This window comes from Bacteroidota bacterium (assembly GCA_017303905.1).
Lineage (GTDB): Bacteria > Bacteroidota > Bacteroidia > B-17B0 > Aurantibacillaceae > JAHEYG01.
On the sequence record JAFLBH010000003.1, the window covers coordinates 102,652 to 128,954 of the forward strand.

Sequence of the window (26,303 nt, forward strand, 5' to 3'; positions counted from 1 at the left end):
AAAGTTTTTATATCAATTATTTGATAAGTGTTACGTGACCTTTTAACTCGTGTGCTTTTCCAAATACACTCACTGCATTTATCAACCAGGTATAAGTTCCTTGCTCGCAAATATTATCTCCACGTCCCGCGAATTTTCCATCCCATCCCTTTTCAAATTCCTTGGTCTCAAACACTCTTTCACCCCAACGGTCAAATATTTGCAACTGGTATTTTACAACACCAAATCCTTTTGGCTGGAACACATCATTTAATCCATCGGCATTAGGCGTAAATGCATTTGGAACGTAAATTCCGAAGTCTTCACCTACCTCAACAATTCTCACTAATGTATCAATACAGCCTTTATCACTTGTAACAACCAAGGCTACTGCATAAGTACCCGGATCAGAATACATAAACGTTGGGTTTTGTTGTGTCGATGTATACTGTGCGGTATTCATGAAATACCATTGCCATTTAACAATCGAATCTCCATGTGAAGCATCTGTAAATGTTACTTCAGGATCAATATTAATGATTGGTTTAATTGGTGCATGGTTAAAGTCAGCAACCGGTTGAGGGAATACTTCAACGGTATAAGTAGCGCTATTGGTACATCCAATGGCATCAGATACAACTACATTCACTGTGTAAACACCGGTAGTACCGTAACATGTTTGTTGTGTGGCTGTATTTCCTGTGATTCCGTTTCCTAAATTCCAATTGTAGGTTTGTACACCCGGACTCGTACTTAAATTAAATGAAGTACAGAAAGGCGCACAGCCTCTGTTAGGAACTGCATTAATTGCTACACTCGGAATTGGATTAATAGTTGCTGCTGTTGTAGCAGAAGCTGTACATCCATTAGCATCCGTAATTGTAAGCACGTAATTTCCTGAGTAGGCTGTTGAACTTGCATTGAAGTTTGGATTTTGAGAAGTAGAAACAAATCCATTTGGCCCTGTCCAGCTATAGCTCACTCCACCCGAACCGCTTAAACTTAACATGTTGTTTACGCAAATTGGACTATTGTTATTAATTGTTGCTACAGGAGCAGGATTCACAATAATGGTTGCTACCGCTGTATTTGTACAAGTATTTGCGTCAGTTACTAATACTGTGTATTGTCCTGATACATTCAATTGCGCATTTGACAACATTGGATTTTGGCTATTAGAAGTAAAACCATTCGGACCACTCCATGAATAAGTTACTCCACCACCCGCGCTTAAAGTTGCATTGCCGTTTTCACAAACGGTAGCACCGGTTGCATTTACATTTGGTAATGGATTTACCACCACATTCTGAGTGGTTGAATTAGTACAATTATTTGCATCAGTAACTGTTAACACAAAGGCTCCATTATTAAACATTGTGGCAGCAGGAATTGAAGGGTTTTGTGTGTTATTAATGAAGCCCGGACCATTCCAGCTATAAGTTACACCACCACTACCGCTAAAGTTTAAAGCTTGTCCAACACACACCGGAGTATTCACTACGATTTGAGGAGTTGGCAGCGGATTAATAACAATAGTTGCAGTAGTACTTGCTGTACAGGTTCCTGAAGAAACCAATAAAGTATAAACGCCGGCTTCTGCCAATGTTACGTTTGCTATTGTTGGGTTTTGTTGAGCACTTACAAATCCATTCGGTCCGGTCCAAGCAAATGTTGCACCTCCACTTCCTGCTAACATTAACGCGTTACCCACACAAACAGGTGAGTTACTGTTGATTTGAGGATTAGGCAATGGTAATACTTGTGCGTTTGTGGTGGCAGTTGACACACAGTTATTCGCTGTAGTTACAGTTACCGTGTATACACCCGACATAGATGCCGCTGCATTGGTAAGAACCGCATTTTGCTGGTTTGAAGTAAATCCGGCAGGACCACTCCATGCATATGTTGAGCCACCAGTTGCAGATAAAGTAAATGAAGTATTCAAACAAGTTACAGGGCTGTTAACCGTTATAACAGGAAGCGGATTTACAACCACATTTACAGTTGTAAAGTTAACGCAGTTGTTAGCATCGGTTACCGTTAAAGTATATGTACCGGCATTTGCAGCAGTTGAAGAAGCTATTACCGGATTTTGTTGATTAGAGTTATAAGCAGGGCCAGTCCATGTATACGTTGTTCCGCCTGAACCTGTGAATGTAATTTGATCGTTCGCACAAACCGGACTATTACTAATTGCGTTTGGAACCGGCAATGCATTCACAACAACGTTGGTTGAAGCTGCTGCAGTACATGAACCAATTGAAACTAATAAATTATAAGTTCCACTCATTGCAGTTGTTGAAGCAGCAATAGTTGGGTTTTGTAAATTAGATGTAAATCCACCCGGACCTGTCCAGCTATAAGATGTTGCTGCACCACCATTTAATTGAATAGTTGCACCGGCACAATATGGTCCGGTATTAGTAGCAGTTGTTGAAGGCGTTAATACCGCAACGTTAGTTGTAGCTGTTGATGAACATCCTAGTGAAGTTACAGTTACTGTATAAACACCTGCATCAGCTGTTGTAGCGGCTGCAACCGTAGGATTTTGCAATGTTGAAGTGAAAGCGTTTGGTCCGCTCCATGCGTATGTTGTACCGCCACCTGAAGTTAAGTTTAGTGGTGCATTCAGACATATTGGACTATTACTATTAATTACAGGTACAGGCATTGGATTTACCATTACCTGAGTTGTAATCGTAGCCACGCAACCTAATGCATTAGTTCCACTAATGGAGTATACTGTTGTAGCAGCAGGGTTGGCAGTAACGGCCGGACCGTTAGTCGTATTTAATCCGGTACCCGGACTCCAAGTATAAGTTGCAGCACCATTAGCGGTTAAATTAACTGAGCTACCCGCACAAATGGTTCCGGCATTAGCCGTAATAGTTGGTCCTGAAGCCGCGTTAACTGCAACAGTTGCAGTTCCGGTTTTGCAACCTGTAGCGTCTTTTACATTTACAGTATAAGTACCTGAAGGCATATTAGTGATACTTTGCGCATTTCCACCGGCAGGGCTCCACGTATAAGAATAAGGAGCAGTACCGCCGGACACGTTAGCGGTTGCAGAACCGGCAGAACAAGAAGATGACGTAATAGCAGTAACTGTAAGATTAGAAATCGTACATACGTTACAAGCTGTTCGCCAATACATACCGGCAAACACCAGATTCCAACAGTCGCTTGTATTTTGAACACCGTAAGTTGCGGAGGTTTGTCCTGCTACAGCAGCGCCACCGGGTTGTTGAATGTAATCATATACTTGCTGACTTGCCACCGGCTGAGTAAAATTAGCGGTAGCTGAGTTAAGGTAAACAGGAGTAGCTGCGATTTTCTGTAAATCGGTAACAGCCATAAAATTTGTTGTTAAAGAAGTTGGTCCGCAAACATTAAAGCCGGTAAGATTAGCAGTTTTAGTTCCACCTTTCATTACCATACAACCATCACCAATCATAATACTGCCTGTGTAGGTTTGATTTGGATCAGAATAAATAATAAATAAAGTAGCGCCATCCATATCCATTGTTTTGGCAGTAGCATTTACCGGAACTCCGCTTATAACATAATTACCGTTCCCGGAAATCAAAGCAGTTACATCACAACGGTAATTGTATGTACCCGGGAAGCTCCAGCATTTGTCTACGTCACTTCCAATAATGGTAGCTGGAACTGTAGAAGCAGTTGCAGCCGGATTAGTAAAATTCACATTAAAAGCGCTACCGTTTCCGGAACCACCTATGTATAAAAATGCTTTTAAAACCTGAAAACATGCAGGCATCCCTGAAATAGCCATTGTGGCTGGTTGAGCAAGACCTGTTGCAGGTGTAACTGCACCAAACGAGCGGGCATGCAATCGAACACTCGCTGTCGTAAAGTTTAATCCGCAAGCTGTAGTTGTATAACTTGTCGCAATTGTTGCGTTTCCGTTTTGAACTGAAGCAGGAGAACCTTTTTGAGTATTCCCTACAGGCTCTAAACATTCTTTACATGGTGTACCCCAAAGCGGTTCACCTTTTGTTTGGGCATTTACCACGTTTACGGTTAACATAGTAAATACAATGGCCGAAAGTTTAATAAGATTCTTCATGGGATGGAGTTTTGCAATCATTGTATTAAATTTAGTGAAATAGAGGCGTAATAACCCTGTTTTCAAATAAGGCAAGCCTAGGTTTCACTCAATAGAATGGCTAGTCTGCTATAATTAACAGCTTATGAACAGAATTTGAAGGGGATTCTTGAACTATTCTACTGAAAATAAATATTTTAGTTAGGTGCTGCCCCCTTGCAGATTATTTACTGTTTCATGTGGCATTTATTGATAAAATTAACTTGCTTTGCGATATAAATAATGCTCTTCGACGACTCATATTTTACCATCCAAAAAGCATCAGAAGGAATTTATAAAGACAGAGGCAGTAAATTTTTAGGCTTTGTATTCCCGGTTAAAACAGAAGCTGAAATCAAAGAAATCATTAGTCAATTAAAAAAAGAACATCATGGGGCTAATCATCATTGTTATGCATGGCGATTAGGTGCCGATAAAGCTGCTTATAGGGCTAATGACGATGGTGAACCAAATAATTCGGCCGGTAAACCTATACTAGGACAAATACAATCCAAAGATTTAACGGATGTTCTGATTGTTGTTGCCCGATACTTTGGCGGAACATTACTTGGTGTTAGTGGTTTAATTAATGCCTATCGCGAAGCAGCGGCAGATGCTCTAAAAAATGCCGAAATCATTGAAAAGCATATTTTATTTCAATATAGAGTAGAGTTTAATTTCGAGCAAATGAATTCTGTAATGCGTATCTTGCGTGATAATCACTGTAAAATAATTTCAAATGAATACGAATCAAATTGCGTGATTATATTTGATGTAAGAAAAAGTTATAATGACCAAGTTGAAGAACAGATCATGAAGCTTACACCGATAAAATTTAAGTATCTAAAAACGCACTAATGACAAAAACAAAAAACTCCGATTACGAACTTGTAAAAACAATGTGCTCCATTCACGCTCCTTCTGGAAATGAAGTGGCCATGAAAGATTTTTTATTAGAGTACATCAAAAAAAATAAAAAAAACTGGAAGCATCAGCCTAAAATTTTTCACGGTAAAGGCTTTCAAGATTGTATTGTATTAATTTTCGGAAAACCACGTACCGCTGTTTTTGCGCACATGGATAGCATTGGCTTCACCGTTAGATATGGAAAACAGTTAGTAAAAATTGGCGGACCACTTTGCAAAAGCGGATTCAAATTAGTGGGAGAAGATTCGATAGGAAAAGCAGAAGTGGAACTCGATGTTAAAAAAGATAAGCATGGCTACTCTACTCTAGCTTATAAATTCAAACGCGATTTAGAAAGGGGCACCGAACTTACCTTTAAACCTAATTGGCGAGAAGATAAAGATTACATTCAGTGCTGTTACATGGATAATCGATTAGGAATTTACAACGCTTTAAAAACTGCCGAAACTTTAAAAGACGGAGCCATCGTGTTTAGTTGCTGGGAAGAACATGGCGGAGGCAGTGTTACATTTTTGCAAAAATTTTTAGCTGAAAAATACAATGTGTTTCAAGCGCTCATTTCAGATATATCATGGATATCCGATGGAGTTCATGCCGGTAAAGGCGCTGTTATTTCCATGCGCGATAGTTTGGTACCGAGAAGAAGCTTCGTCAACAAAATCATTCATATTGCTAAAAAACATAATATTCCGCATCAACTGGAAGTAGAAGGAAGCGGTGGCAGTGATGCAAAAGAATTACAAATGTCGGAACATCCATGGGATTGGTGCTTTGTAGGCGCCGGAGAGCAAAATGTACACACACCGGATGAAAAAGTACACAAGAAAGATATTGAGAGCATGTTATCGCTTTACAAAATGTTAATGAAAGAACTCTGATTTATTTCTTCTCGAGATTATTCAATGCCTCAATAGCCATCTCGTAATTTGGCGTAACTTGTAAACACATGTTATAGTCGGCTTTTGCATTTGAAATATCCTTCAATACTTCATAACAAACTCCTCTCGCAAAATAGGCTTCGGTATATTTTGGATCCACAGCAATGGCTTTTGAAAAATAATCAACCGCTTTCTCTGCATCTTTCTTTCTATCCAAATAAATAGCACCCATGTTATAAAGCACCATCGTATTATCTTTATTGATAGCCAACATTCTTTCATATTCAGCAATGGCTTCCGGAATTTTATTCATATCCTGCAAAAGTTTTGCCTTTGCATACATTACATTATCATTACCCGGCTTTAAGCGAAGGGCGTTATCGAAATATTGAAATGCGAGAGGATTTTTCTTCACTGCATAAAGCAACCCTACATCCACAAAAGCGTCAAAATATTTGTTATCCTGCTCAATGGCTGTTTGCATACTCGAGATGGCTTTGGTTGTATCGCCCATCTCTTTAAATACAGAACCTTTCAAATAATAGGCGCGAGCCATGTTCTCATCAATCTTCAATGCTTTATTAATTTGCGTTAACGCACTTTCATATTGGCGCACTAAAAAGAAGAGCTCTCCTAATTTTAAAAGACCTTCTATGTTATCAGGAAATTTTTTTGCTACTAACTCCAATGTTTCCTTTGCCTGACGCGTTTTGTTATCTGCAAAATAAGCATCTACCAACGTAAGGTGATAGTTGGCATTCGTACTATCAATTTTCAATGAGCGTTGTGCATCACCAATGGCCGCATCGAACTGCTTTAAACGAATATAAATCTTAGCGCGTTCATTATATAATTCGGCATTATTCGGATCGTTCTTTAATTTTTCATTCACTGCTTTTAATTCAGGTGAATTTAACTTGTCGATTAACGAATCTTTGATTTCTTGTTTAACTACTTCTTTGTTTTCGCCCGATTTACAGGAAAACATCAAGAATGCGGCAAGAATTACCGTAACTGATTTCAAAATTTTCATGCTATTAAAATTATATTGCCCGGGGAAAAGCAATTGGTTTTATAAATCGTTGGCAGTTGCGATAAGTTCAGCAACATCCAATACTTTTGTTTTATCCTCTTTATTAAAATGTTTAACGCCATCTGTCATCATGGTATTGCAAAACGGACAACCAACAGCAATTACATCCGGATTTAATGCTAAAGCCTCCTCTGCTCTTTCGGTGCTTACTTCCTTATTTCCTTTCTCTGCTTCCTTAAACATTTGTGCTCCGCCTGCTCCGCAACATAATCCTTTTGCTTTACTGCGTTTCATTTCTGCCAATTCTACGTCTAACTTTTGAATCACCTCACGCGGCGCTTCATAAACATCATTGGCTCTTCCTAAGTAACAAGGATCGTGATAAACAATTTTCTTTCCTTTAAATGAACCACCGTTCACTTTCAATTTACCTTGATTGATTAAATCCTGTACCAACTGTGTATGATGCACCACTTCGTATTTACCGCCTAATTCAGGATATTCATTCTTTAATGTGTTGAAACAATGCGGACAACCGGTTACAATTTTCTTAACATTATAATTATTAAGTACAGTTATGTTTTGGAAAGCCTGCATCTGAAATAAAAACTCATTGCCGGCACGCTTTGCCGGGTCGCCTGTACATGTTTCCTCAGTTCCTAAAACAGCAAACTTAATGTTAACATGATTCAAAATTCGAACGATCGCCTTCGTTATTTTTTTTGCACGATCGTCGAAACTTCCTGAACATCCCACCCAAAATAAAATCTCAGGCGTTTCACCATTAGCCATCATCTCGGCCATTGTTGGTACTTTAATTGGCGTATTGCTCATTGTAAAACTTTATTAATTCTGAAATACTTGAATCGTTGTTTCTTTCTCTACTAAGTCTGTAAATCTCCCAGTGTAACGTGTTGCACGCACCATATGGTTATCCACCCAATGATAATTTCCACCGCGAGGTTTTCCCATTAATAAACCATGGTATTTAAATCCGTTATCTTTCAACCATTGTTCAGTAACCGCTCTGTGTTCTTCTGTACGACTGGTAAAAAACGTAATGATATGTCCTTCTTCAAACCATTTGTTTAAAGTTATTAAAGCTTCGGGATATAATTGTGCGGTAGCCATTCTTTCCGGTTCTTCATTGGGAATATCATCACAAATAGTTCCATCGATGTCAATCAAATAATTTTTAATATGCTCAGGTAAAACCGGACTTAATTTCTTACCGTTCTCTTCAATTTCAATCAACTTACTCATATTCCTTTTTAATTCTCGTTAATCCAATTAGCGCGATCAGCAGGTGAAAACTGCCAAGGAGCGCCGTTATTTTCTAAGTTACTGAACATACCGTTTAATTCGGTTGGTGCAGAACTTTGTTCTAATACTAATTGATGTCTTAAATCCATGATGATAGATAATGGATCGATATTCACCGGACATTCCTGAACACAAGCATTGCAGGTGTTGCATGCCCAAATTTCTTCAGATGTAATATAATCTCCTAACAATGATTTTCCGTCATCTACAAATGTTCCGCCGTTCTTATCGATGTTCTTTCCAACTTCCACTAATCGGTCGCGGGTATCCATCATAATTTTACGTGGAGACAATTTTTTACCGGTGATATTCTGCGGACAAGAACTGGTACATCGTCCGCATTCGGTACAGGTGTACGCATCGAGTAATTGTTTCCATGTTAAATCGGTAACATCTTTAGCGCCGAATTTTACCGGAACATTAGGGTCTAATTGTGGTTGATAAGCAGGATCGAAATTTGGTTTCACCACATCTGTTACTTCAAATAGATTTTTGAAACTTCCCTTTGCTTTTAGATTAGAGAAAAATGTATTAGGGAAAGCCAATATAATATGGAAATGTTTAGAATATGGTAGCCAATTTAAAAACGCGAAAATTCCAATGATGTGGAACCACCAGCAGAATCGCTCAATGAAAATTAATGTACCATCCGATAAACCTGCAACGGCCGGAACTAAAATCTGACTTACCGGGAAAGAGCCGGCTTGGTGATAATGATCGTGTCCGCGAAATTGCAATACCTGATCTGCGGCGTTCATTAAAAACAATGCACTCATTAATAATGTTTCAGCTATCAAAATAGCATTGGCATCAAAACTTGGAAAACCTTTTAATTCATTATTAAGGAAACGTTTCACCTTCACCACATTTCTTCTGAACCAAAAAACAACGACACCAATAAAAACGCCAAGCGCTAAAATTTCGAAGAATCCGATTAAGAAATTATAAAAACCTCCCATGAAAGAGAACGCGCGGTGCTGATGAAAAATTCCATCTACAAACATTTCCAACACTTCAATGTTAATTAGAACGAAGCCAACATAAACCAAAATATGCATGGTAGCCGAAACCGGACGAGTTACCATCTTACTTTGGCCAAGGGCAACCATGGTCATTGTTTTTATACGCTCAGCGCGATTATCACTTAAGTCGATGTTTTTCCCCAGTAAAATATTACGGCGAACTTTGCGAGCATTGTAAATAAAAAAAGCTGTTGCGGCAACAAACAGAATAATAAAGGCAATAGAACTTATCATACTACTAGTCTTTTGGTTTGTTTTTTTCCTTCCTTCCGAATACTGAGAAGTGGATATAACGTTCCGGATTAATACGTAAATCTTTCATCAACTTATCTAAATCTTCACTGGCTTTATTTAAGTTATTATACAAAGAATCGTTTTTTGCTAATTTACCCAAAGTACCTTGTCCGGCATTGATTTGTGCTACCAAAATATTTAATTCCTTTAGAGTTTTATCGGCATTATCAATAGCATCTTTTAATTGTGCTTTCGCTAAACTATCGGAGAGATTATTAAAGTTGGTAAGAATATTATCAATCTTCCCGGTATTCTGTTCTAACATTCCTGCCACAGAATTTAATTTAGAAAGGATTGATGAAATTTTTGATTTTTCGGTAGCTACTAAATCATCTAACTTGTAACATGTTTGTTCTAAACTGGTGATTGCTTTCTTAATACTTTCGAATGACTTACTTAAGTTATCGCGTGTATTTGCGTTTAACACCGTTTCAACAATTACCATTACAGAGTCGATTGAAGATAATAATCCTTCCGCTTTCTTTTGCAAAGGTGTTAATCGTTTGTCAACGGCTGTTTTTAAATCTTCTTCTGACGCCGCCAACAATGTATCACCTGATTGAACAAATTCTGTTTCGTTACTGTAAATAATTTCAACCGCTTTTGATCCCAATAAATCGGAGCTCACCGCTTTTGCAATGGAATGCTTTGGAATCTTTACATCTTCGGTAATTAAAAATTTAACCAACACCTGATATTCTCCGTCTTTCTTAATCAAAGTAATTTGGTTAACCTGTCCGATTTTATACCCTTTCACCATTAAAGGATTGGCCTCAATTAAACCATCAATTTGAGGATAAACGGCATAAAGTACATTTTTGCGTGAAAGTATATCGTAACCCTTTAAGAAATTTAAACCCCATATAAATGCGGCAATTGCGCAAATAACTACGGCCCCTATTTTAAATTCTTTACTAATCTTCACAAATACAAATAATTAAATAGAAAATTAAAGCTTAAAGATAGCTATTTTTGCCCTATGCAAAAAATAAAAAACGAAGATTTAGGACGTAAAAGCATTGAGGAATTTAAACAGGCTGAGAAAACACCAATAATTCTGATATTGGATAACATACGCAGTCTCAATAATGTAGGTTCCGCCTTTAGAACTGCTGACGCTTTTTTAATTGAAGCTATCTATTTATGCGGTGTAACAGGAACTCCTCCTAACAAGGAAATTGAAAAAACAGCTTTGGGAGCTACGGAGACCGTTAGTTGGAAACATTATGATAATACCGTGGATTGCGTAAATGAATTACAGAAAAACGGTTATAAAGTTTACGCGATCGAACAAGTTGAAAATAGTACTTACTTGCAAGAATTCAGAAACACGGATAATTCCAAATTAGCGCTTGTGTTTGGCAATGAAGTTTACGGTGTTGAACAAGATGTAGTGAATATTTGCAATGGCAGCATCGAAATTCCACAACTTGGAAGCAAACACTCGTTGAACATTTCCGTTAGTTTAGGAATTGTTGTGTGGGAATTAGTAAAAAACAATTTAACTAATAAGTCTTCCAAGTAGTATCAACCCGCTACTTATAAAAAACCCATTTACTAAGCTCCTTCCAGCTAACTTTTTTACCGTACATTAAAATTCCGGTACGATAAATTTTACCGGCTAGCCATGTTGCTCCAACAAACGAAACATACAACAGAGTAACCGATAACGCGATTTGCCAGAGCGGAACTCCGAAAGGTAAACGTGCCATCATAACTATCGGGGAAGTAAACGGAATGATGGAACCCCAAAACGCCAATGCACCTTCGGGATTTGTCATCATTTTTGCCGCAATGAAATAGCCCGCCATCAATGGCAACATCACCGGCATCATAAATTGTTGCGCATCCGATTCGGCATCAACGGCACTTCCTATCGCCGCTAAAATAGAACTAAAGAATAAATATCCTCCAATGAAATAGAGCAAGAAACAAATCGCTATTTCCATGAAATTTAATTTTTGCACCTGCTGAAGAATTTCAAAGGTCTCTAGTTTATCCTGCATCTTATCGTATTTCTCTAAATCGGCACTTGCACCATTTTTAAAAACTTCTTGCTGCTGCTTCTGAAATTTAGCCAAGTCGGATTTCACATCCTTTAATAAAGTGGCTGATAAAGCAGTGGTGAGAATTGTGGTGATGATTCCCATAACGATAAACTGACAAATACCTAGAATGGCAATTCCCAATATCTTTCCAAGCATTAACTGAAAAGGCTTCACCGACGATACAATAATTTCCACAATACGATTGGTTTTTTCTTCCATTACACTTCTAAATACCATCATACCATACATAATGATAAAGATGAACATTAATGCGCCACTCAAAAAACCAAACAAGCTGGCAAATCCTGTTAATTGCTCGGCACTCTCCCCCTTTTCGTTTACCTTTTCCGTAATCATTTTTACGGATTGCTTAGCATTGTGAATAATAGTGGGATCAATGTTATTCGCTTTTAATTTATACTCGTATAACACCTTCTCAACTTGGTTCTTTATATCTGTTTGAACCGCAAAACCCGGAGCTTTCTTGTAGAAAACCTTTATTGTTCCCCCCGCTCCGCTAATTAAATTATTAGGAATGTAAAGAATACATGTGTTTTCGGAGGTATAGAAATCCGTGAGAGCATCATCTAATTTCCGATCCGAAAAAGTAAACGTGATGTAATCATTACCGGCTAATTTATCTCTGAAAAAAGTGGTTTCATCAATCACTAAAATTTTTTGATCTGCCTTATCACTCATGCTTAACCAAATAATCATGGCAAAAAAACCTGCAATTAGCACAGGAGCTAAAAAGGTCATGATAATGAAAGTTTTGTTTCTTAATTTGGAAACAATCTCTCGTTGTATAATTAATCCAATCTTTCCCATAATTATTCTGTAAAATTACTTTGAGTTCCAATGACACCATTTTCCGAATTTACCTTTGAGATAAATATATCATTCATGCTAGGTATGACTTCGTTAAATGAAACTATCTCGCAAACCGGCAATATTGATTGTAACAACTGACTTGATTTAACTTGCGGCGCAATTTTAATTAAAGCCCAATTTATCTCTTCATCATCTTTACCTTTATCTAACAATTCAGCGCCTGTCCATAATGCATTCGTAAACCCAAGCATATTTCCTTTGAATGAAATTTTGTAGGTATTACTTCTATGCGTTTTCCGAATTTCTTTAACCGAACCATCTAAAATATTTTTTGAACGGTTAATCAGAGCGATATGATCACACAATTCCTCAACACTTCCCATATTATGCGTGGAGAAAATAATGGTTGAGCCCTTTTTTCTCAATTCTAAAATTTCATTACGAATTAATTGCGCATTGATAGGATCAAAACCGCTGAAAGGCTCATCTAAAATAAGCAATGAAGGCTCATGTAATACAGTTACGATAAACTGAACTTTTTGCTGCATCCCTTTACTCAACTCTTCAATTTTTTTATTCCACCAGGTTTGCATTTCAAATTTCTCAAACCAGTAGAGTAAACGTTTCTTAGCTTCCGCTTTCTTTAACCCTTTTAATTGCGCTAGGTATAAAGCTTGTTCGCCCACCGGCATTTTTTTATACAATCCACGTTCCTCCGGTAAGTATCCAATTAAATCCACATGTTTAGGATTTAGCTTTTCTCCATTCAGAAACACTTCACCCGAATCAGGTGCAGTTATCTGATTGATGATTCGAATCAGTGATGTTTTACCCGCGCCATTTGGTCCTAATAGACCGAAAACAGACTGACGGGGGACAGTTAAACTCACATCATTTAAGGCAATGTGATTCGAATATTTTTTGGTAACATTTCTTACCTCTAAAATTGGCTCCATAATTTGATAGGTAAAGATAAGTTGTATTTGAATGCCATATTTTAAATTTTATGAACGGTTCCAATTGATTATTTCCCGCAGATTTCGCGGATTATCGCAAATGCTTAATTGTTGTAGCGATTCCAGAATTAGAATTTTTTAATTTGGCAGAATTAGATTTTCTTTGTGTTGATTATGGAAGGATATAATACCGAATTAACCCTACGCATTGATTGGAGCGAAATGGATCTTTACGGACACGTTAACAATGTGTCCTTCTTTAAATACATACAAGCTGCCAGGGTAAATTATTGGGAAAAAATCGGTTTGAATCATTTACACAATATGCAAAACCTTGGACCTATTCTTGCTTCTACCGGTTGTCAATTTAAAAAACCTTTGTTTTTTCCGGGGAATATTACAATTAAAAGTAAAGTAGGCTTTATAAAAAACACCAGCTTCTCCATTCAGCATGTTATCTTAAATGATCAACACGAAATAGCCGCCGAAGCAGAAGATATTATTGTAGTTTACGATTTTAACAAAAATGAAAAAGCCGGTATTCCCGGCTTTTTAAAAGAAAGTATTGAAAAAACGGAAGGAAAAACCTTCTAAGCGTTTTGTCTTAATTTATTCATTTCCTCAATTACCAATTTACGTTTGGCTGTGAAGTCTGCAATTTTTTGCTTCTCAGCATCCATCTTTTGATTTACATCTTTAAATAATGGATTATCACTTTTTGCATTTTTGAAAAAGCCCATATTGTTATCATAGGTTTTGATATTATTGTTTGCTTCATCGATTTGCTTTTTCAAATAATCCGCTTCGCGTTTTAATAATTCAGAAGCATTTTCGGCTGAAACAAGTCGTTCGATTTTATTTTTAAACTGCATCATGAGCTTCTCTGATTTATTCAGATTTAACTTCTCGTACAATTCATCTAATTTATTATAAAACGCTTCATTCAATCGTTTACGTTCTTTGAACGGAACTTGTCCGCCTGAATTCCATTGCGTAGAAAACTCCTTTAATTGCTTAAGGTTTTCAGATGCATCTTCACCTAAAGTGAATGCATTGATTTTTTCCACTAATTCTTCCTTAGCCTTTACATTACCTTCCATGGATGCGTTAATGGCATCATGATGCGCTTTTTTAGCATCAAAAAAAGTATTGCATGCTTTTCGGAAACGGAAAAACATTTTCGATTCTTCGCGTTCATTTACAAGATGATGTTTTTTCCATTCATCCTGTAAGCGAATCATATCCTGAGTAGTTTTTTGCCAATCAGTACTATTTTGAATAGCCTCAGCCTTTTCAATTAATTCATTCTTCTTTTGTTTTACAGAACCTTGTTGTTCATGCAACACATTGAAGTATTCCTTCTTTCTTGCGAAAAAAGCATCGCATGCCTCACGGAATTCCGACCAAACTGCATCATTCTCTTTTTGATTGGCACGCCCTATGGTTTTCCACTCATTTTGAGTTTCAATAATTTTGTCCGTGTTTTCATTCCAGGATTGAACCGACTTTAAATCCAAATCTAAAATAGCTTTTACTTTCTCCACGAGGGCTTTCTTAGCAGCTAAATTCTCTTCCTTAATTTCCTCAACCGAATTATAATATGCTTTAATCTTAGCATAGGTATCATCTAAAACAGCTCTATATTCACCTTTCAACTCTTCCCACTTTTCATTTGGCACCGGACCGATATCTTCCCAATCGTTGCGGTATACTTTTATCAATCGCTCAGCTTCTTTAATGTTATCAAGAGATTGAACGCCTTTCATTTTTTCAATGAGTTCTTTTTTCAATTCATAATTCTTTTTCAAATCATGATCCTGAAGCTCTCTGAAAATTTTAAGATTATAATAGATGTTTTCAACGGCCTTGCTGTACTCAGCCTGAATTTCCTTGTATTTATGTGAAGAAACTGCGCCTGTTTCTTTCCATTGCGTTTGTAACTCCTGCAGTTTTTTCACAACCGCACCTACATTACTATTCACTTCACTCAGGTCGTTTATCTTCGCTACAATTTCCTGACGTATTAGAAAATTCTTGTGTTGTTCTTGCGCCACCTTTTGCTCTTCATCTTTTTTCAGCTTATTGAATTTCTCAATAAGATCTCCGATGCGCTTATCTTCAGCACTCTTTTCGTAAATAAATTCTTTTGCTTTACCGCCCTCGTCGATAAATGCCTGCTTCGCGGTTTCAAATTCGGCGGTCCATAACTTTTGGTACTCCTTTTGCAGAGTTCGCACATCGTTAGCAACTTCACCTGCGCTTTTTGAAAGCAGCTCTTCTAATTTTGCAATAATTTCGTTCTTCATTTTACAAAGTTTCAAATAATCATCAATTTCATTTTTTATTATTAAACCAAATTTAACCGAATATTAAGTTAATTACAAACTCAAAATAAAATGAAATTACTTGTAAATAAGGAGAATAAAATTAGATTAGGGCCTTTAGAATTGGAAGTAAATAAACGGCTGCATTTCGTCGCTCATTAACTGGTATAAAACAAACACAACCGCGAATATCACTAAACCCATGGCATAAAGGGGTAAACCCGCAAACCATGAACGGTATTTCTCTTTGTAGTTAGCCGGAATCCAATGAATGAGGTAACCCAATAAAATTAACGATAACACTCCGGCATATCCCTGTAAAATTTGAAACGTTAATTCAATTCCGAAATGGTTACTCAAACGATCAAATAACAAAACTACCGTATCCATGGTTTCACTTCTAAAAAATACACGGGTGAAACTGATGAATAAAAGTGTTATCAAAACATTAAATGCTTTCATTAAAATGGATTTACGAGAATCCTTCGGAACTACTTTTAACCACAATTTATGTATGACTAATCCCAATCCGTTCAATCCGCCCCAAATAATGAACAACCAACTACTGCCATGCCACAAACCTCCGAGCAACATGGTTACCATCAAGTTGATGTTTGTATTAATGGATTTACGAAATGAAGCACTGAAATAAGCTATTAATGCGAATACAATAGCAACACCAAATAATACCAACAGCAACCATAATTTACCTGTTAACATAACTAACACTATCGATAAAATTGAGATAGCAATATAAGAGCCAACAGTACCTTGTCGGTTTCCTCCAAGAGGAATGTATAAATATTCCTGAAGCCATGATGACAATGAAATATGCCAACGCTTCCAAAAGTCACTTACGTTTTGCGCTTTGTAAGGTGAATTAAAATTAGTTTTTAAACGGAAACCAAGAAGTAAAGCAATACCAATCGCCATATCGGTATATCCTGAAAAATCTGCATAAATCTGAAGGGAATATCCTAAAGTACCAAGTACCACTTCTACACCTGAGTAGTAATTAGGATTATCAAAAATCCGATCGATGAAATTTATTGCGATATAGTCGGCGAGAATTTTCTTTGCTAAACCGTTTACAATCCAGAAGGCAGCCATTCCGAATTCTTTACGCTTTAAATCGTAAGGCAAATAAATCTGATAAACGAAATCATGCGCCTTTACGATCGGACCTGCCACTAAATGTGGGAAGAAGCACACGAAAAAGCCATAATCGAAAATGTTTTTTACTAGTGTAACATTTCCCCTGTATAAATCAACCGTATAGGAGATTGATTGAAAGGTAAAAAATGAAACACCAACCGGTAATATTAATTTATCTACTGAGAAATGTGTACCGAAAAATGTATTGGTGAAATGTGAAAAATGATTAAAGAATTCTATATCCGTACTAAATAACTGATTGCAACTGTCTGTGAAGAAATAAGCGTACTTGAAATAACTGAGCAGTAAGAGGTTTAAAGTAACACTTATGCCCATGAAGATTTTTTTGGCACGCTTGGTTTTGGCTTGATAGATTAATCGTCCCCAATTATAATCGCTGCAGATGGTAAAAATTAAAAGAATCAGAAAAACTCCGCTGGTTTTGTAGTAAAAGAAAAAACTAACCGCCAATAAGTAAATATTCCTTAGGGCAATTTTTTTATACACCAAAGAATAAAAAAGTAACACAACGGCAAAAAATCCCCAGAAAAATAATTGCGTAAACAACAGCGGCTTTCCTTCTGTGAAAGAAAAAACGTCGTGCAGATATTTCAATACGCTTTCTCCCAATTATTTCAATTTAGAATTGGCTTTATAACTTTTATCAATGGCATCAAACATCATTTGCCCTAATATTTGATATCCCCTCGGACTAAAATGTACTTTGTCTTTTGAGGCTAAACCAACTCTGTACCATTTGTAAATAGATTTATAACCTCCCATGATTGCATATAAATCCCAAACGGAAGTTTTATGCTTCTCCATCATTTCAAACATCGCATCTTGCGCTGTTATCGGACGCTTATTCGCTGTTTTTCTTCTGATATAATTATCACTGGTTGTTGTTAGAAGTATAGCACAATCGGGCGCTACTGCTCTAACAGCCGTAATTAAACTATCATAATTCTCAATGTAATCTGCCTTTGAGAAATCCTTTCCCTGAGTATCATTTACGCCTAATGAAAATATTACGAGATCAGGTTTAATTGTATTTAATTGGTCGGCGAACAAATTGCACTTTAAATACGAACTGCTAGATGCTCCATTTACACCAAAACTTGCATAATAAAATCCGGGTTTCGAATTTTCCAAACTAAATCCGTACAACATAAAATCTTTACGCAAGGTATCCTTTCTCCATAAAATAAAATTTACTGAATCAATAAAATCGTCGAATACAAATTTGGTAAATCCCTTCTCTACACTATCGGTGCGCGAACAAATTGAAATCCCCGGAGCTAAAACAAAATCGAAACTCTCGTTAAAATTATGATAAACTTTTACCGTATTAAATTTTTCATGATGTTTGTTCTTGGTCAATTGCACACCGAATGTATTGGCACTATCATTAGTTACAGCGGCAATTCCTGCCATGCCTAAGTTTACACACATTTCCTTATAGGTAGCGCAACGGAAACGTTTCCATTTACCTGTTGTGTAAGATTTAAAAAAATGCGGGCTATTTGTTTTTGCAATTTTATATGGAAATGCCCATATACCTCCGCCTTCAAAATTTCCCATTGACTGAAAATTAGAAATATATTTATCACCCCAGTTTCCCGCCTGAATGTGTGAACCTCCATAATGGGCAATAACTACTCTATTACGTTTACCACTTCTCAATTCATCCACTTTATTGTAAAAGCCCAATGTCAAACTACTATCTTTTGAATGAGACAAATAATTTTTATTGTAATTGATAAATGAATACGTTTTAACAGCACCACTTTGCTGCCCTTTCATAATCACGGTTCCTAATACATATAAACCGATTACTATTTTTAAAATCTTACTGTGCACTTCTTACAAATGTGTTATAATCGTTAATCAATGATGAATATAAAAGCGTGGCGATTTTACGCGCACCGCCCGGACTAAAATGAATATAATCCTTTGCTGCTATACCAGCCTCTACCCAACTTACCATACTGTTTCTGCCACCCATACAATCGTACATATCAAAAAAAGCGCAATCCATATCAAACGCTGCTTTACGAATAGCATCTCTCAAATCTTCGAGTAATGGATGTGTTACATATTCAGTTCCTTCCTTTACACTCATATCCGCCGGACCTATCACTAAAATGGATGCATTTGGAGCAATTTTTTTTACTGTTGCTATCTGGGCTTTTAAATAACCTCCATAACTTTCAGCCATGGCTTTGTCTTTTAAGTAAGGCAACGTGTTGCCACCAAATTGAAGAATTACTAAACGAACATTCAAATGATCATAGAATTGTTTTAACTGTCCGTAATTAATCTGATTAAAAAATGTTCCGGAACTCCCGCGTAAACCAACATTATCCACCATAACGCCTTTATTTCCCTCAAGTGATACGCCATAAAAATCCGGGCTATCTACCCCGCTAAACTGAAATTCATGATTTAAAGAGCCGGGAGTAACTGCATATTCTTTAATATTGAAATTTCCGCCTGCATTTAAACTATCACTGGCTTTAAAAACACCGCCGTCATAAAACTCACATAACACTTTTGTCTTAGCACCGCCATAATACATCTTTAATTTATTGTAAGCCGCTGCTTTTGGTCCGCCTGATTTAGTTGTTTGAATTTTTACCCAAGCTTGTTTTGTATTTGAGGCGCTATCTCCTACTTGCTTATAACTGCAATAACGACATAATTGCGCCATGGCTCCAAAATTATTATGAGGAACGCGCTTGTCTTTAAATGCAAATACGCCATAACGGTCCCAACCACTGCTACAGGTGATTTTATTAATGACACTTGGAGCAATTGGCATTAAAGAAATCAAACCCGGGCCTTCACCACCAAACTGATTTTGTAATTTCATTCGGAGATAATCACTGATGCGGTCGCCTTCAATTTGTGAATCGCCATAATGTAAAACACGAATACTTTTACTTTCACCCGCAATGTTATTCAATGAATTAAAAAAATTAATCATGGCAGTTTTAGCTGCATTTTTATACTGAATACTTGTATTTAATCGAACGGTAGAATCATTTCCATAAGGCGTATCATTAGGTACCGGGCCTTTTTTAGCAAACGACTTAATGCTGTCTGCTTTTTCTGGAAGATTAATTTTCGAAGTATCCACTGCCATCAGACTGTCGCTCATTTTATCCTCGGCATCAGCTAAAGCAATAATTTTAGAAATATCCGCCTTTTTGGTTTTCTCATTTTTGCCAAATAAGCTTTGAAGGGAAGGAAAATTGATAGCCATTCCGCTGCCCAGACTTAATCCTTCCTTCGGAAACACGAACGACACTATGCCCATAAAGGCAAATACCGCTACAAGAAAAAACAAAGTATGATGAGGGCGATGGCTCATATTAAGCTATAATATTAGCCAAAAGACTTACTGATAAGATAAATGAGATTTTAACTTTTTCACAATGGGATTTTGATAAGGTTATATTTTTACGTTACTTTTTGGTTCGCCAAAAGATATCTCCTTTACTTTTTTCCTTGATGAAAAAAGTAAACAAAAAAATCAAGACGCCGAAAGGCATTGCGGCGGGAGCCGCACCGTTCCAAAAAGCAGGCCCCAACTCGGCTGTGCCGAGCCGGGAGCCCCCCCTGCTTTTTGTTCACTATGCTGCCCGGCGTCGACTCCTCCGATTATCATTTTCCTCCATTTTGAGAAACCGTTCCCAATATTCTAACATACTCCATTCGGAGATGCCCTCGAAGACGATATCAACGAATGTCGGCCTCATTTTATACGGTTTTTTATGCGCAACAAATTGCGTTAAGCCAAATGGGAAGCTCCGCAGGCGGGCCAAGGAGATCACCCATTTGGTAGCAATTTGTAAGCATAAAAAATTATGACCGTAGGGAGTAAAGCATAAAATGAAGCCTTGATTTCTTTTGTTTCTTTTCTGCATCAAGGCAGAAAAGAAAAATTAAAATCCTTTGATGGCAGCAAAAAAGAAACTATAATTTAAAACCTTGACTTCTTTCATCAAGTAAAAAAGTAAAAGAAAGTAGTTACTGACGTAAAAGAAAGAAATAAAATTACAACTGTGATTTGATATCGTTCAACTTGTCTTTGATTTGCTTAAGCTTTTCGATCACTTCCAGTTTAACGCTATCAAGCTCCGGCGAGCCGTTTTTAAGTGCGTCTTTCGCTCCACTTAACGTGTAACCTTTTTCCTTCACGTAATGCACGATTAGACGAAGATTTTCAATGTCTTTTTGAGTGAAAAGACGATTTCCCTTCTTGTTTTTGGTGGGCTTTAAAATATCAAACTCCTTTTCCCAGAAACGGATGGTTGAAGCATTTACTTCAAACATATCAGACACTTCGCTGATAGAATAATATAATTTATCGGTTTGCTCTTTTTGTAAAGACATAACCAAATGTAAAATAATTAGCCAAGAAGGGCTAATGGAGTTATTAACAAGGTTTTAACTTAGCTCTACTTCTTCTTACTCGCGTAGATAATCACGTCTTTTTTGCTGCCCCAGTGGTAACCTAAATGGAATGGTAACTTACCGATTTTAGCACTGTCCTTTTGGTAGGCTTCTTCTAAAGGTTTTTGCATACTTAAATAAGTAAAATCACTCACAGGCTTGGTGTATTGTCCGTATAACTTCATCTCCCAATTATTATTCTCGGTAAAGAATTTATAAGGAATACCTGTGTCATCCTGTATCACATAACTTGAATTATTTAAAATCAAATCGCGCATGTTGCTCATGAAATTATTATGCAGCAAATAAGAAGCGCTCTTAATGTAAGTAACTACATTCTTGCTTTTGTTGATGTAATTATAAAAAGCACAGGTATCATTAAACTTTTTATTGCTTACGTCGTATTTAAAATAATACACCGATTTGTTTTTGCCATCCTGCACAAAATCCACTCTTACTCCGAATGGTTTTTTAGTACCTCCGTCTTCAATGTCGGGCATTTTTACATCATAAGGTCTTTCTACAATTGAATCTTGTTTATAACGGTATACATACTTAATATCGGAAATCTCATGACCTGTCTTACGAATAAAGAAAGTTAAAATGGGCAATAAACCATTTACTTTTTGAGAGCTGAAATCCTGTAACATTTTACGGGTAATAAAATAGCTCTTCACAAAAATATCGCCTAAAGATTGCTTAAAGTGTGCCGAATAAACTGTGTGATCACCCGGTTTGAATTTTTTGAATTCAGGTAATTTCCCAACGGGTTCCAATCCCAGCATAATGTATTTATCGGCATTAGGAAAAAATGTTGTCGCCGTTAAAAAATCAGGACCGGAGAAAGGATAGAAAACAGTTTTACAAATGGTGTTAGGTGTAGAAAACTCCGTAGCCGCCCAATTGCGCATAGCTTTTAATCGGCGTGCTTCTAGTTTTTTCCAGCTGCTGTCAACATAAAATTGATGGCGACTCCAGGCCACCGAATCAAACAAATAATTGAATTTGTGTGCCTGACCTTTTAGTCCGCTTAATACTGAAGTAACGTTATTAAAATAGTTGTCGGCGTTAAATGGAATATAATTTAATGCCGGCTCACTACTTACAACTTCATTCGTTTCTACGATTGAATCCTTAACAGGCTCAATTTCCTTTTGTGCAGGAATAACTGAATCTTTTTTTGAAACTTGATTTTTGTCTTTATCCTTCACTTCTTTGGATGTGCAGGAAAGAAATATGATAATGATAATGGCTAATAATGTTCTCATAAACAGGTGGCCAAAGGTATTGATTTTATCTAATGCCCGTCAAATAAATTAAACTCTTTTAAGTCGGGAATAACCTTTTTTTTACGTTGGCGTTCTAAATCGTATAAGCTAAGCGAAAGATCGCGCAAAAAAGGCAAACCCTTCAATTCATACTCGTACCTTCCGCCGCCAATATCATTACGCTGATTGACAAAAACAGCAGCAGTCAGCAAAAATTCAATCTTGTTTTTATAATCAACGATGTAAGCACAATCAATCAAAAATCCGTAAGCCCTACCTACGATGTTAAATATGCGTAGACTATCGCCTTTAATAGCGGCTACCGAACTTCCATAAATGAAATACTTTTTATAAGAATCATAATACTGCTTTTTGTTGTATAATGGCGACTCACTTTCTCTTGGCGTCATACCCGCTTGCTTTAAAACAAAAAGACGATCTGAGTTACTAATTGGAAATTGTTCTTCCGGTTTTAAATAAGGGTTAAAAACCAAACGCTTCATCATTTCATGCAGATCCTCGATGTGAAAATAGTTATGAAGGGAAAAATCTTTCGGACCAGCTTGCTTTTTACCTTTGGGGTTTCGGTGTGTGGTTCCTGCTTCTGATTTTGCGATAGGATGCGGTTCCTTATAGGCAGCGGGAATGAATGCCTGCTTGTAGATGGTATCGCCATTTGGAGACAGGAAAACTATTGGCGGTGAAATTTTCGCTGTATCTACCTCACAGGATATATCCAATTTATTATGGATACGTACATTTTTGAATCCATAATTACTTAACTGTTTATGCAGATAATCGCAACCCACAAATTCATACACACGTGCACAGGAAAGATTATCGCTAACCAACCACATTTTTTTCAGGTAGTTTTCTAATGACGGAAGTTTTGAGAAAGAGCTTGTATCCTTTGTAACTTTTCGATGGCAAGGGAAAATACTATCGGTAAACATGGGGCTTTGCAATGAAAGCTTCGTGTCTTTGAGTTCGTTTAACTTAATCAGTGCGCCTAATGTAACAGGTAATTTTACAGTGCTGGCGGGATAAACGTAAGCTTTGAAGGGAATGTAACTGTAAGTTTTAAATTCGGGTTGATTGTTTTCATCACGATTGATTTGCGTATAAACAATCTGCAATTTATGTGTCTTAGGATTATTCAGAATCGAGGCATGCTGCGATAATGTAGCCTTGAGATATTCTTGAAAATTAAAGGGCGATTGAGAATAAACGAATGCACAGTGAAAGCTGATGAAGCTTAAGAAAAATAATTTAGTTATCGTTTTGCTTGTATTTTTCACTAATCCAATACACTAAAAAACCAAAAGCTACAGTTCCTAATCCAAATAAGGATTCCATGGTTTTATTCTTAAAGATAAAAAATAAAATCCATCCGCTAATCAGTAAAAACAAAATAGGAGGTATCGGATACAAAGGTGTTTTATACGCGGTTTGAATGTCTTTATGTTTAGCTCTCAAAATAAAAATACCGAATACAGTGAGAAAAGTAAAAAGATTAAGCGTGAAACCTACATAAGTAATCAACGATTCAAAAGAAGAAGTGAGAACTAAAACAATTGAAATCACCGACTGAAATATTACTGCTACATATGGCACATTGTTTTTATTAGAAATAGAAAATATCTTTAATTGTCGGATGTCGTTGCCCATGGCATGCATGACTCTTGGTCCGGCTAAAATCATTGCGCTTACCGTAGAAACAAGCAGCAAGGCAATCACTAAACTCATGAATCTTCCTAAATCGGAACCAAAGATTTTATTGGCACTCAGATAACCAACTTCCACTACACCCTTCAATTCATTAATTGGCACCGAATACAAGAAAATAAAATTTAAAGCAGTATAAATCACCATCACAATGAGAGTGCCCCATATCAGTGCCTTTGGTAAATTTTTCTGCGGCTCACGTAAATCACCGGCAATATAAGCCGCCGCATTCCAGCCCGAATAAGCATACGTGACGAATACTAATGAAACAGCAAAAGCCGATGACATCATTTGCGAAAAGCTTTCACTAGTAGGAGAAAAAGAAACGCTGTGTTCGGGATGATGAAACAATCCAAATCCAACAAACATCACTATTATCACCACTTTGATAAGTGTAAACGCGCGTTGAACGGCACTTCCCAATTTTAAATTGATGGAGTGAACAATGGTAAGCAATAAAATTACCGATACTGCTAAAATTTGTGGATTTACCGAGCCGTAAATTTTATTTACATACAAACCTAATGCAGTGGATGCGGCAGCTACCGGCGCTGCAAATCCAACAGTAACGGAAACCCAACCCGATAAAAACCCAACCGAAGGGTGATATAATTTAGAAAGATAATTATACTCTCCTCCACTCTGCGGAAATGCAGAACCAATCTCTCCGTAAGTTAATGCACCGCATAATGACAGAATACCGCCTACAATCCACAACATCATAATAGCGAAACCAGATTCGATATCCAACACCTGAAATCCTAAACTTGTAAAAACACCGGTACCAATCATATTGGCAATTACCAATGAAATAGCAGTCGCAAAACCAATTTTTTGTGTATTTAAAGTATTCATGAAGTGAAGTTAAATTTGTTAACCAATAATTCATCTATGACAAATTTACACTTCACTTAGTCGAACGATTGGGTTGACTTAGAAGACATTTCGAGCATAATTTGATATTGCTCCGGCGTTAAGTCGTTATAGTAAAAGTTAATCGGATTCACTTTCTCACCATTTTTAATTACTTCATAGTGAACATGTGGCGCCGTACTTAAACCTGTGCTTCCCACATAACCAATGAGCTCTCCGCGTTTAACTGCCTTACCAACTTTCACTGCCATTTTACTCATATGACCATATAAAGTTTTATATCCAAAACTATGATTTATCACCACGTGATTACCGTAACCTTGTGCATTGGCATCGGCCACTTCCACTACACCATCACCGGTAGCGTAAATTGGTGTTCCCTGCTCAGCCGAGAAATCCATTCCCGGATGAAACTCCGGTGTTTTGTAAATGGGATGCGTTCTCCAACCAAATCCGCCCGCCTGGTGACGTAAATCTTTATTATTGATAGGCATTATGGCAGGAATAGAAGCTAAAAGTTTTTCCTTATCACGTGCCATTTTCACCACTTCGTCGAACGATTTGGATTGAATGTATAATTGCTTGGTGATTTTATCCAAACGCTCTGTGGTACGCTTTAATAAATCAGCATTTTCGTAATTTTCAAAAACCTCGTAACGCTCACTGCCTCCAAATCCCGCATTACGAATGGTATTCGGAATAGGTTCCGCTTCAAAAATCACACGGTAAATATTATCGTCCCTGTCTTGCATATCGTTTAAAACAACCTGCACCTGATTCATTTTTTTATGCAATAAATCATATTGAAGTTGTAAGGCCTCAATCTCACGACGAAGCATTTTTTCCTTTGGGGAGTCTAAAAATTTAAAAGCTAAAATAATAGTAACTGTAGCGAATACAAGTCCGATTGCCAAATACGACATAAAACGCCATAACCGTTCAGAAAAAGTAACTTTTACTTTCTCATAAGTGAGCGATTTGGTATTAAATCTATACTTAACCTTTGACATAATTTAAATGCGTGACAAAAATAATATTTATCACCTGCCTTAAACGTTAAAAAACCTTTACAATATAGGGCAAAAATCCCAATTAAAAGGTTTA

General features: G+C 37.0%; 21 protein-coding genes. 4 read left to right on the forward strand and 17 right to left on the reverse strand.

The window, feature by feature from the left end; all coding sequences use genetic code 11:
* Window positions 1-16 precede the first annotated feature (16 nt).
* Window positions 17-4,087 (reverse strand): gliding motility-associated C-terminal domain-containing protein, encoded by a 4,071-nt coding sequence (locus J0L69_11210; GenBank protein MBN8693758.1) that lies wholly within the window; start codon window positions 4,085-4,087, stop codon window positions 17-19.
* A gap of 240 nt (window positions 4,088-4,327) precedes the next feature.
* Here J0L69_11210 and J0L69_11215 point away from each other — a divergent pair, with 240 nt between their 5' ends.
* Both J0L69_11215 and J0L69_11220 read left to right on the forward strand, forming a co-directional pair.
* On the forward strand, window positions 4,328-4,942 hold the full coding sequence (locus tag J0L69_11215; GenBank protein ID MBN8693759.1) for a YigZ family protein: 615 nt from the start codon (window positions 4,328-4,330) through the stop codon (window positions 4,940-4,942).
* Between the two features lie 41 nt (window positions 4,943-4,983).
* Window positions 4,984-5,889 (forward strand): M20/M25/M40 family metallo-hydrolase, encoded by a 906-nt coding sequence (locus tag J0L69_11220; protein ID MBN8693760.1) that lies wholly within the window; start codon window positions 4,984-4,986, stop codon window positions 5,887-5,889.
* A gap of 1 nt (window position 5,890) precedes the next feature.
* Here J0L69_11220 and J0L69_11225 read toward each other — a convergent pair whose 3' ends face one another.
* From J0L69_11225 to J0L69_11245, 5 genes are read right to left on the reverse strand one after another with little or no spacing between them, the layout of a single operon-like run.
* A complete protein-coding gene (locus J0L69_11225) occupies window positions 5,891-6,922 on the reverse strand; it encodes a tetratricopeptide repeat protein (GenBank protein MBN8693761.1) in 1,032 nt (343 codons plus the stop codon).
* Between the two features lie 39 nt (window positions 6,923-6,961).
* Window positions 6,962-7,756 carry a (Fe-S)-binding protein gene (locus tag J0L69_11230; GenBank protein MBN8693762.1) on the reverse strand — a complete coding sequence of 265 codons (795 nt, stop codon included), beginning with the start codon at window positions 7,754-7,756 and terminating at the stop codon, window positions 6,962-6,964.
* Between the two features lie 12 nt (window positions 7,757-7,768).
* Window positions 7,769-8,185 carry a phosphoheptose isomerase gene (locus J0L69_11235; GenBank protein MBN8693763.1) on the reverse strand — a complete coding sequence of 139 codons (417 nt, stop codon included), beginning with the start codon at window positions 8,183-8,185 and terminating at the stop codon, window positions 7,769-7,771.
* 8 nt (window positions 8,186-8,193) lie between these two features.
* On the reverse strand, window positions 8,194-9,501 hold the full coding sequence (locus tag J0L69_11240; protein ID MBN8693764.1) for a (Fe-S)-binding protein: 1,308 nt from the start codon (window positions 9,499-9,501) through the stop codon (window positions 8,194-8,196).
* Window positions 9,502-9,505: 4 nt separating this feature from the next.
* The gene (locus J0L69_11245) at window positions 9,506-10,486 is read right to left on the reverse strand and encodes an MCE family protein (protein MBN8693765.1); all 981 of its coding nucleotides are present in this window, start codon (window positions 10,484-10,486) and stop codon (window positions 9,506-9,508) included.
* Between the two features lie 54 nt (window positions 10,487-10,540).
* Here J0L69_11245 and J0L69_11250 point away from each other — a divergent pair, with 54 nt between their 5' ends.
* The gene (locus J0L69_11250; GenBank protein MBN8693766.1) at window positions 10,541-11,086 is read left to right on the forward strand and encodes an RNA methyltransferase; all 546 of its coding nucleotides are present in this window, start codon (window positions 10,541-10,543) and stop codon (window positions 11,084-11,086) included.
* A 10-nt stretch (window positions 11,087-11,096) separates the two neighbouring features.
* Here the strand turns inward: J0L69_11250 and J0L69_11255 are convergent, their stop codons facing one another.
* Complete coding sequence (locus J0L69_11255) at window positions 11,097-12,437, reverse strand: ABC transporter permease (protein MBN8693767.1); 1,341 nt, start codon at window positions 12,435-12,437, stop codon at window positions 11,097-11,099.
* Window positions 12,438-12,439: 2 nt separating this feature from the next.
* Entirely contained in the window at window positions 12,440-13,396 is a 957-nt protein-coding gene (locus J0L69_11260; protein ID MBN8693768.1) for an ATP-binding cassette domain-containing protein, read from the reverse strand.
* A gap of 174 nt (window positions 13,397-13,570) precedes the next feature.
* On the opposite strand from J0L69_11260, the gene J0L69_11265 reads away from it, so the two are divergent.
* Window positions 13,571-13,990: an acyl-CoA thioesterase gene (locus tag J0L69_11265; protein MBN8693769.1), complete on the forward strand. Its 420-nt coding sequence runs from the start codon at window positions 13,571-13,573 to the stop codon at window positions 13,988-13,990.
* On the opposite strand, the gene J0L69_11270 is transcribed toward J0L69_11265, so the two are convergent.
* From J0L69_11270 to J0L69_11310, 9 genes are all read right to left on the reverse strand, one after another.
* Window positions 13,987-15,702, reverse strand: coding sequence for a DUF349 domain-containing protein (locus J0L69_11270; GenBank protein MBN8693770.1), 1,716 nt, complete (start codon window positions 15,700-15,702; stop codon window positions 13,987-13,989). The two genes, J0L69_11265 and J0L69_11270, sit on opposite strands and share 4 nt — an antisense overlap.
* A 135-nt stretch (window positions 15,703-15,837) precedes the next feature.
* Window positions 15,838-17,490, reverse strand: a complete 1,653-nt coding sequence (locus J0L69_11275; protein MBN8693771.1) for an MBOAT family protein — start codon at window positions 17,488-17,490, stop codon at window positions 15,838-15,840.
* 15 nt (window positions 17,491-17,505) lie between these two features.
* Window positions 17,506-18,735, reverse strand: coding sequence for a hypothetical protein (locus J0L69_11280; GenBank protein MBN8693772.1), 1,230 nt, complete (start codon window positions 18,733-18,735; stop codon window positions 17,506-17,508).
* On the reverse strand, window positions 18,725-20,248 hold the full coding sequence (locus tag J0L69_11285; protein ID MBN8693773.1) for a hypothetical protein: 1,524 nt from the start codon (window positions 20,246-20,248) through the stop codon (window positions 18,725-18,727). The genes J0L69_11280 and J0L69_11285 overlap by 11 nt, the downstream gene beginning before the upstream one ends.
* A gap of 686 nt (window positions 20,249-20,934) precedes the next feature.
* Window positions 20,935-21,273: a MerR family transcriptional regulator gene (locus J0L69_11290; GenBank protein MBN8693774.1), complete on the reverse strand. Its 339-nt coding sequence runs from the start codon at window positions 21,271-21,273 to the stop codon at window positions 20,935-20,937.
* A gap of 65 nt (window positions 21,274-21,338) precedes the next feature.
* A complete protein-coding gene (locus J0L69_11295) occupies window positions 21,339-22,601 on the reverse strand; it encodes a hypothetical protein (protein ID MBN8693775.1) in 1,263 nt (420 codons plus the stop codon).
* Window positions 22,602-22,630: 29 nt separating this feature from the next.
* Window positions 22,631-23,737, reverse strand: a complete 1,107-nt coding sequence (locus tag J0L69_11300; GenBank protein ID MBN8693776.1) for a serine hydrolase — start codon at window positions 23,735-23,737, stop codon at window positions 22,631-22,633.
* A 133-nt stretch (window positions 23,738-23,870) separates the two neighbouring features.
* Window positions 23,871-25,181, reverse strand: a complete 1,311-nt coding sequence (locus J0L69_11305) for an amino acid permease (protein MBN8693777.1) — start codon at window positions 25,179-25,181, stop codon at window positions 23,871-23,873.
* Between the two features lie 56 nt (window positions 25,182-25,237).
* Window positions 25,238-26,209: a M23 family metallopeptidase gene (locus J0L69_11310; GenBank protein ID MBN8693778.1), complete on the reverse strand. Its 972-nt coding sequence runs from the start codon at window positions 26,207-26,209 to the stop codon at window positions 25,238-25,240.
* Window positions 26,210-26,303 lie beyond the last annotated feature (94 nt).